Origin of the sequence: Mangrovactinospora gilvigrisea (assembly GCF_001879105.1) — a bacterium.
Classification (GTDB): domain Bacteria; phylum Actinomycetota; class Actinomycetes; order Streptomycetales; family Streptomycetaceae; genus Mangrovactinospora; species Mangrovactinospora gilvigrisea.
Genome location: NZ_MLCF01000163.1, coordinates 1 through 7,641 on the forward strand (window position 1 = coordinate 1; position 7,641 = coordinate 7,641).

At 73.3% G+C, this 7,641-nt stretch carries 10 protein-coding genes; 3 read left to right on the top strand and 7 right to left on the bottom strand.

Translation table 11 applies throughout. The annotated features are described in order from the left end of the window. Positions 1–156: 156 nt before the first annotated feature. Complete coding sequence (locus tag BIV57_RS22560) at positions 157–618, bottom strand: MarR family winged helix-turn-helix transcriptional regulator (RefSeq protein ID WP_071658723.1); 462 nt, start codon at positions 616–618, stop codon at positions 157–159. Between the two features lie 91 nt (positions 619–709). Between BIV57_RS22560 and BIV57_RS22565 the strand changes: the two genes are divergently transcribed. Then, the gene (locus tag BIV57_RS22565; RefSeq protein ID WP_071658728.1) at positions 710–1,741 is read left to right on the top strand and encodes an alcohol dehydrogenase catalytic domain-containing protein; all 1,032 of its coding nucleotides are present in this window, start codon (positions 710–712) and stop codon (positions 1,739–1,741) included. On the opposite strand, the gene BIV57_RS22570 is transcribed toward BIV57_RS22565, so the two are convergent. Next, a complete protein-coding gene (locus BIV57_RS22570; RefSeq protein ID WP_071658724.1) occupies positions 1,725–2,210 on the bottom strand; it encodes a hypothetical protein in 486 nt (161 codons plus the stop codon). The two genes, BIV57_RS22565 and BIV57_RS22570, sit on opposite strands and share 17 nt — an antisense overlap. Before the next feature lie 173 nt (positions 2,211–2,383). On the opposite strand from BIV57_RS22570, the gene BIV57_RS22575 reads away from it, so the two are divergent. Then, positions 2,384–3,481, top strand: a complete 1,098-nt coding sequence (locus BIV57_RS22575; RefSeq protein WP_071658725.1) for a WD40 repeat domain-containing protein — start codon at positions 2,384–2,386, stop codon at positions 3,479–3,481. Positions 3,482–3,489: 8 nt separating this feature from the next. On the opposite strand, the gene BIV57_RS22580 is transcribed toward BIV57_RS22575, so the two are convergent. After that, positions 3,490–4,881, bottom strand: coding sequence for a sulfatase-like hydrolase/transferase (locus BIV57_RS22580; protein ID WP_071658729.1), 1,392 nt, complete (start codon positions 4,879–4,881; stop codon positions 3,490–3,492). A gap of 213 nt (positions 4,882–5,094) precedes the next feature. Here BIV57_RS22580 and BIV57_RS22585 point away from each other — a divergent pair, with 213 nt between their 5' ends. Beyond that, positions 5,095–6,108, top strand: coding sequence for an alpha/beta fold hydrolase (locus tag BIV57_RS22585; protein WP_071658730.1), 1,014 nt, complete (start codon positions 5,095–5,097; stop codon positions 6,106–6,108). 145 nt (positions 6,109–6,253) lie between these two features. On the opposite strand, the gene BIV57_RS22590 is transcribed toward BIV57_RS22585, so the two are convergent. From BIV57_RS22590 to BIV57_RS24725, 4 genes are all read right to left on the bottom strand, one after another. Continuing rightward, positions 6,254–6,646 carry a type II toxin-antitoxin system VapC family toxin gene (locus BIV57_RS22590; protein WP_071658726.1) on the bottom strand — a complete coding sequence of 131 codons (393 nt, stop codon included), beginning with the start codon at positions 6,644–6,646 and terminating at the stop codon, positions 6,254–6,256. After that, positions 6,646–6,882, bottom strand: a complete 237-nt coding sequence (locus BIV57_RS22595) for a FitA-like ribbon-helix-helix domain-containing protein (protein WP_071658727.1) — start codon at positions 6,880–6,882, stop codon at positions 6,646–6,648. The genes BIV57_RS22590 and BIV57_RS22595 overlap by 1 nt, the downstream gene beginning before the upstream one ends. A gap of 26 nt (positions 6,883–6,908) precedes the next feature. Next, on the bottom strand, positions 6,909–7,202 hold the full coding sequence (locus BIV57_RS24720; protein ID WP_139275765.1) for a hypothetical protein: 294 nt from the start codon (positions 7,200–7,202) through the stop codon (positions 6,909–6,911). Positions 7,203–7,308: 106 nt separating this feature from the next. Beyond that, entirely contained in the window at positions 7,309–7,515 is a 207-nt protein-coding gene (locus tag BIV57_RS24725; RefSeq protein WP_139275766.1) for a hypothetical protein, read from the bottom strand. Between the last annotated feature and the right edge of the window lie 126 nt (positions 7,516–7,641).

Consider the following 7,641-nt stretch of genomic DNA (forward strand, 5'->3'; position numbering starts at 1 on the left):
CCACAGTAGACGCCCCACCGCCCCCTGCAAGACCCCCGCACGCCCCCCTTCGCGCCCCTTAGCGCGCCTTCGCACGCCTTCACGCCCGGGCCCAGGCCGGGCTGGCCCGGGGGGGCACCGCCGCGGCGCGCCGGGGGATGACCGGCCGACCGCGCCTCACTCCGCCCGGCCGGCGCGGCGGGCGACGGCGAGGCCGGCACCCCGGTCGCCGACGAGCGCACGGAGGAAGTCGCGGACCGCGTCGAGGTCGCGGCCCGTCGCCGCCTCGGCGATGTGCGCGTGGAGTGCCGCCTCCGCCTCGGCGGCGCCGCGCGCCGCGCGCCGCCCGTCCGGGGTGAGCGTCAACTGCACATGGCGCCGGTCCGCGACGCCGCCCTCGCGCCGGACCAGGCCCGCCGCCACCAGCCGGTCCACCAGCCGGCTCGGGTTCGCGCCGCTCTCGCAGACCAGCAGCGCGCCGAGCCCCGACAGGCTCAGCGGCTGACGCTCCGCCAGCAGCCGCAGCACCTCGCCCTGCGCGGGCGTCACCCCCAGCGGCCGCAGCGCCGCCGCCAGCGCCCGGTTCCCCTCCCGCTGGGCCGCGAGCACCAGATAACGCACCTCTTCCACCGGATCCATGCGCAACAGGTTACACGGCATCGATTGACACGGCACAGATGTCGTGTAACTTAATGACACGACATTTAATCCAGCGATGGGGTGCGCGACCATGACCGACATCTCCTTCCGCAAGACCGTCGTCGAGCGGTTCGGCGGGCCCGAGGTGCTGCGCACCGTCCGGGCGACGCTGCCGGCGCCCCCGCCCGGCCACGCCCGCGTCAAGGTGCTCGCCGCGGGCGTCGGCATGACCGACCTGATGGCCCGCTCGGGCGACTACCTGCTGCAGCGCCGCACCCCCTTCACCCCCGGCTACGAGCTCGCCGGCGAGATCGTCGACGTCACCCCCGACCCCGCGGCGCCCGCACCCGCCGGGGTCCGCCCCGGCGCCCGCGTCGCCGCCGCGATGACCCGGATGGGCGGCTACGCCGAGTACGTCGTCCTGCCGCTGTGGCAGCTGGTCCCGCTGCCGGACGGCATGGACCCGCACGTCGCCGCCGCCGTCCCCCTGGACCAGCTGACGGCGGTCAGCCTGCTCGACACCCACGGCCGGCTCCGCCGCGGCGACACCGTCCTGATCCAGGGCGCCAACGGCGGCGTCGGCCGGGCGGTCGGCGCGCTGGGCGCCGCGCGCGGCCTGCGGATGTACGGCACGGCGTCCGCGCCGGACGCGCGCGAGGCGCTGGCCCGCAACGGCGTGGAGCTCATCGACTACCGCCGCGAGGACTTCGAGGCCGTCCTCGGCGAGCGCGAACCGGGCGGCGTGCAGGCCGTCTTCGACCACCTCGGCGGCGACGCGCTGCGCAAGGGGTACCGGGTGCTGGCGCCGGGCGGGGTGCTGGTGAGCTACGCGGCGAGCGGGCGGCCCGGGCACATGGTCGGCGACACGCTGCGCGCGGCCGCCCGGTTGACGCTGCTGCGGCTGCGCCCCGGCCGCCGCACCGCGCTGGCCATGGTCCCCCGCGAGATCCGCGCCGACCACGACCGCTACCGCAGCGCGCTCGCCGGCCTCCTCGCCGGCGCCCACGCCGGCGGCACCGCCCCGCGCATCACCGCCGCGCCGCTCGCCGAGGCACCGTCCGTCCACGAGGCCCTCGCCCACCGCACCCTTGCCGGCAAGGCCGTCCTCACCAACGGGGGCTGACGGCCCGTCGGCGGTCGAGGTAGGACGCGCACAGCGCGAGGATCCGCGCCGCCTCGGCGCGCTGCGCCGGTTCGGCGTGGTAGCCGCCGATGACGGGGGCGCCGATCCGGAACGAGCGACCCGACGTCAGATACGCCTTCAGCAGCAGCCCCGCGTTCAGCTCCACCCCCCGGATCTCCTCCCACCGCGCCTCCCGCCGGAACACCCCGCGCCGCGACCGGATGCCGACCGCGTCGAACTCGCTGCGCGAGCCGTTCTGCCAGCCGTAGTAGCCGACCAGGTTCAGCACCGCGCCGAACGCCAGCTCGCATCCGACGGAGACCGCGAACCCCTGGCCCGAGCACACCAGCACCAGGACCCCGCCCACCGCGAACAGCACCGCCGACGCCGCGATCATCCGTGCCGGGCGCGCCACCCGCCGCTCGTACCGGAGTTCACCCGGAACCGGTTCGCCGTCCGCCTCGGCCATGGGCCACCTCCCCAGCGCGACCACCCGCGAGGGTACTCGCCGGATCGGGGCTTGCCGGGGCCGATGGTTCCGGGGCAACGTGGAGCGGCACCTTTGGCGGGCCCGCATCGGACGGGCCCCGGAGATCCGGGGGGATCATCGTGGGGGCATCATCTCGACGTGCCGTTCTGGGGATGGGGGCCGGCGCCGGGGCCGGCGTGGCGCTGGGGGCGGCGGCGCCGCCCGCGCTCGCCCGCCAAGCCTCAGCCGCGCGGCCGACACCGATCGGCCGGCTGGACGGGCTGCCGGGCAACAAGTCGATCAGCAGCGCCGGCTTCCACTCCGACGGGCGGCATCTGCTGGCGCAGACCTCCGCCGGCGCCTGGTACTGGGACGTCAGCCGGCCGTCGCACCCGGTCAAGGCCGGGGAGATGCCGGCCGGCTTCGGCAGCCTGCAGCAGACGCTGCCCGATCGGCCCGTGGCGGCCTCCACCGCCCCGTCCGGCTTGGACCTGCTCTTCTGGAACCTCGTCGACCCGGCCCGTCCGGTCAAGCTGTCGGCCTACGGCCTGCCGCGCCTGCCGGAACGCTGGGGCCTGGAGTTCTCGCCCGACGGCAAGCGGTTCGCCCTCGTCCGGCTCTCCGGCATGGCCGGCAGCCAGCACATCACGCTCGTGGACACCAGCGATCCCGCCCGTCCCACGGACTACGGCTCCGCCTGGAACTTCTCCGACCCCAACGGCAAGGTCCGCTGCATGACCTTCGTGGTGAGCCCGGACGGCGCCCGGAGCTGCCTGGCGATGGACTTCGGCTCGGAGCTGGGCGACTGGTGGATGCTGTACACCACCGACCCGATCAACCCCGGCATCCTGATCGACGGGGTGCCGTGCGTCGACTCGCTCGGCGGCTTCGCCCACCACATCGGCAGCGGCCTGATCGCCGCAACGGCATGGAACGGCCATGCGCCGTACCTCAAGCTGTGGCGCTGGGCGCTCGACCCGCAGCGCGGCTACCGCCTCAGCCACCTCCAGGACCTGCCCGCGAGCGAAATACACGCCAAAAACCGGTACTTGGCCTTCTCCCCGGACGGCCGCCTCCTCGCGATCGTCTGCGACACCACCGTCGAGCTCTTCGGCATCCAGGGCACCGGCAGCGCGGCCCGCCTGCGCCACCGCGCCTCCCTCTCCGGCGCCGGCCTCGCCGCCTTCTCCCCCAACAGCCGCACCCTCCTCACCCAGGGCCCGACCGGCACCGGCGCCCTCCTCTGGGGCGTCTCCCGCTACGCCGGCTGACCGCGCGCTCAGAACGCCGCGCGATGTCCGAGGCCGAGGCCGTCCAGGGGGGCGTCCCAGGCCTGGGGGTCGACGCGGCGCTGGCCGGGGGCCCGCGGCGGGGCGGGGACGATCTCGGCGGGCGGCTCGCCGGCCGCGGCGATCCGCGCCAGCAGCCGCCCGCGCAACCCGTCGGCGACCTCGCGGTGCGAGGACAGGCCGATCAGGTTGTCCAACTCGTAGGGATCGTGGGCCAGATCGTAGAGCGAGGCCTCGACGTAGCGCGGCGCCCACGGCTCGCCCGCGTGCCGCGCCTCCGGGGCCGCGACGTGGTACTTCCAGCGGTCGGTGCGCAGCGCCCGGCCGCACTCCGCCTCGCTGATCTGGACGTACGCCTCCGCGGCGGCCGCGTCCCGCGGCTCCAGCAGGGAGCGGCCGTGCATCCCGTCCGGCACCGGGATGCCCGCCGCCTGCAGCAGCGTCGGCGGCAGGTCCAGCGTGCTCACCGGGCCGCGCAGCACCCGGCCGCCGTCGAAGCCGGGGCCGCGCAGCGCCAGCGGGACGCGTACCGAGGAGTCGTGGCAGGACCGCTTGTACTCGGCGTTGCGGGTCTTGAAGTGGCTGCCGTGGTCGGCAGTGTAGGCGAGCACGGTGTCGTCCAGGATCTCCAGCGACCGCAGCGCGTCCAGCAGCCGGCCCAGGCCCTGGTCGACCCGCTCGATCTGGCCCAGGTAGCCGGGCAGATGGCGGTGCGCCGACCCGCCCGCGGACTCCAGCGCGGCCAGGTCCGGCGGCAGCCAGCCGCCGCCGGCGAACCGCTCGGCCGCGCCGTCAGGCGCGGGGTAGGCGTCCACCTCGTTCTGGTGGTGCGGCTCGATCAGCGAGACGAAGAGCAGGAACGGCTCGCCGCGGTGCTCGGCCGCGAACCGGATCGCCGCGTCGAAGACCGCGTCCGAGCGGTAGCCGGGCAGGAAGACGGGCCTGCCGTCGGAGTCGTGCAGCACCGTGCGGTAGGCGTCGGAGGTGAACTCCAGCGTGTTGGACGCCAGCCAGTGCCGGTAGCCGCCGCGCTGCCCGGGCGGCACCGGATCGCGGTCGGCCAGATGCCACTTGCCCAGGTAGCCGGTGGCGTACCCGGCCGCGTCGAAGAGCCCGGCCAGGGTGGGGACGTCCGCCCGCGGCACCCGGTCGTTGCGGTGCACGCCGACCGCGGTCGGCCAGCGCCCGGTCTGCAGCGCGGCCCGCGCGGGGGCGCACACCGGGTTCGGGGTGATCGCGCACTCGGCGAGCGTCCCCGCCCGCGCCATCCGGTCGAAGACCGGCGTGACGCCCAGCGGATTGCCGTGCACCCCGCAGGTGTCCCACCGCTGCTGGTCCGTCAGCACCACGACCGCATTGGGCCGTCGGGCCTCACGCGCCATGTCGAGCATCCTCTCCCCGGGGCGGTCACTCTGACGTCCTCCCTGCCCCAAAGGACCGGGAATACGCGGAGCACCTCGGAGTGCTCGTCGCCGCCCAAGCCGACGACGGTCAATTCGATCCCCTCCGGGAGCATGCCATGCCGTCCAGGCGGCGGCCGCGACGGATGATCGATGCACACCTACGTCCATCCGCGAGACCAGGAGAAGCACCGCATGAACTCCGACGCGTCCACCGAACTCCGCCACCGCACCGTTGAAGCTCCGGCCGGGCGCCTGCATCTCGTCGAGCAGGGCGACGGCCCGCTGGTCCTGCTCGTGCACGGCTTCCCCGAGTCCTGGTACTCCTGGCGCCGGCAGATCCCCGTCCTCGCCGCGGCCGGTTATCGGGCGGTGGCGATCGACGTGCGGGGCTACGGTCGCTCCTCCAAGCCGGAGGCCCCCGAGGCCTATCGGATGCTCGACCTGGTGGAGGACAACGTGGCCGTCGTGCGCGCCCTCGGCGAGGAGAGCGCAGTGGTCGTCGGCCACGACTGGGGCTCCAACATCGCCTCCGCCTCCGCCCTGCTCCATCCCGAGGTCTTTCGCGCCGTCGGCCTGCTGAGTGTCCCCTACGCCCCGCCCGGCGGGCCCCGACCCACCGGCGTCTTCAGTCAGATCGGCGGCCCTGAGCAGGAGTTCTACGTCTCCTACTTCCAGCAGGCCGGGCGCGCCGAAGCGGAGATCGAGCCCGACGTCCGAGGTTGGCTCGCCGGCTTCTACGCGGCCCTGTCCGCCGACACCATGCCCGCCTCGGGCGAGCCCGACCCGCACTTCGTTTCCCGTGCCGGCGGCCGACTGCGCGACCGCTTCCCCACGGGAGTCCTCCCGGCCTGGCTGAGCAGGGACGACCTCGACTTCTATGCCGGGGAGTTCGAGCGCACCGGGATCATCGGCGCACTCAACCGCTACCGCAATATGGACCGGGACTGGGAAGACCTCGCCCCGCACCGTGGAGCTCCGATCAAGCAGCCCGCCCTGTTCATCGGCGGCGCCGTGGACGCCTCCACCACATGGATGGCCGACGCCATCGACGCCTACTCGACCACCCTCCCCGCCCTGACCGCCTCGCACCTGCTGGACGGCTGCGGCCACTGGATCCAGCAGGAACGCCCCGACGAGGTCAACCGCCTGCTGACCGACTGGCTCGCCACCCTCGACGCCGAAGCCCTGCGGCGAGACCGGGCCTGAGCGCCTCGCGTCCGTCGTTTCGCTCGATCGGGTGAGGAAAGCGCAGCTCAGGCGGGGTGTGCGCGACGCTCCTGGCGGAGCGTCAGAGTGGGGAGTTTGGGGAAACGACCCACACCGGGCTCACACCGCCCCGACGCCGGGCCGGTCAGGTGACGAGTTCGATCCGGCACGTCGCCCCGGAGACCCCGGTCATCTTCTTGTCGGCGGTCAGCAGCGGGACGGAGAGATGCTCGGCCAGTGCTAGGTAAGTGGCGTCATAGGAGCCTGCGTTGTGCCGCAGTTCCCAGATCCTCGAAGCGAGGCCGACATGGTCGTACCGGGTCAGCGGGAACTGCGGCAGCAGGGCGACGGCCCCTTCCGCCGCCTCTGCCGTGATCTTCTTCCCCTTCGCCTGGCCGCGCAGGAGGGAGAGCATCTCGATATCGATCAGATGCGGTGCGGCAAGTCGGGTTCGGGCGACGCGCCAGCGGAGACGCTCGGCGCGATCGTCGGATCCGACGAAGACCTCGCCGAGCGCGCTGGCGTCGATGACGTACATCAGGCGCGGGCCTCCCGGTCGGCGCGGACGGCTTCCACGATCTCGTCGCGCGTTATGGCACTGCCCTTGGCGAGCTCGCGAGTACGCTCCAGGGCCTCGTCCATGGTGAGAGCTGCGGCCTCGCCCTCGACCAGCGCGCGCATGTACTCCTGCAGGGACTGGCCTGCTCGTTCGGCACGGCGCTTCATGGTCTCGTAGCTGGACTCCGACAGGTTCCTGATCTGGATGGTGGCCATACCTAGAGAGTAGCGCTGATTCAGCGCTACCGTAATCCACCTGGGCACGCACCGAAGCCGGCGGAACCACGGCCCCATGGCCGGCCGCCGCCAGCGCAGAAACCACCTTGGCGCAGCCTCAGAAGTTCCCGCGCCGCGCGGGCGAGATCCTCGCACCCGCCTGCGCGCTTCTGCTCATCAACGAGCTGCGGCCACAGCTCCTTGCTGACGTACGCGCCGGCCCGATCGGCGATCGCCTCGTCCATACCGCCGGACAACGCGTCCGCGCAGAAGCGCGAAATCCCCTCCATGCCGTCCACATCTTCGGCGTCACCCGCCACCCCATCGCCGCCTGGGCCACCCAGCTCGCACGCGGCCCCACCAAGCCCTCCACCTGCACGCGCCCGATGACAACCCCGTCGTCACCCTGTTCCCCGCAGCGCGCAATCAACACCGCAAGGTACTCACCGGAGTGATCAATGAGTACCGCCGAGCCGACTGACACACCATCAGGCTCGCGACAGGAAACTCCGCGGCCTCGACCGTGCGGCACGTGGCCGTGAGGTATTTCGGCTTCTTGGTGATCGGATCCCGCCCCGCGCTGACCCGGACTTCGTCGCCGCTTCCGCGCTTGCGGATGTTGCCTGCTGTCATGCGGACGAGGGTCCTCATGGGCAAACCGATGGGCAGACGGGGCCCTGCGTCGGTGTGTCGTCCGGGCGCCGTGCCCCGATGTCACTCGTGAGAGTGAGGAAAGCGCAGCTCAGGCGGGGTGTGCGC

Bases quoted from the DNA above. Each gene is read 5' to 3' on its own strand.
- BIV57_RS22570 (WP_071658724.1), bottom strand. From the start codon at position 2,210: ATGGCCGAGGCGGACGGCGAACCGGTTCCGGGTGAACTCCGGTACGAG.
- BIV57_RS22595 (WP_071658727.1), bottom strand. From the start codon at position 6,882: ATGGCCACCATCCAGATCAGGAACCTGTCGGAGTCCAGCTACGAGACC.
- BIV57_RS24725 (WP_139275766.1), bottom strand. From the start codon at position 7,515: ATGACAGCAGGCAACATCCGCAAGCGCGGAAGCGGCGACGAAGTCCGG.
- BIV57_RS22590 (WP_071658726.1), bottom strand. From the start codon at position 6,646: ATGTACGTCATCGACGCCAGCGCGCTCGGCGAGGTCTTCGTCGGATCC.
- BIV57_RS22560 (WP_071658723.1), bottom strand. From the start codon at position 618: ATGGATCCGGTGGAAGAGGTGCGTTATCTGGTGCTCGCGGCCCAGCGG.
- BIV57_RS22585 (WP_071658730.1), top strand. From the start codon at position 5,095: ATGAACTCCGACGCGTCCACCGAACTCCGCCACCGCACCGTTGAAGCT.
- BIV57_RS22580 (WP_071658729.1), bottom strand. From the start codon at position 4,881: ATGGCGCGTGAGGCCCGACGGCCCAATGCGGTCGTGGTGCTGACGGAC.
- BIV57_RS22565 (WP_071658728.1), top strand. From the start codon at position 710: ATGACCGACATCTCCTTCCGCAAGACCGTCGTCGAGCGGTTCGGCGGG.
- BIV57_RS22575 (WP_071658725.1), top strand. From the start codon at position 2,384: ATGGGGGCCGGCGCCGGGGCCGGCGTGGCGCTGGGGGCGGCGGCGCCG.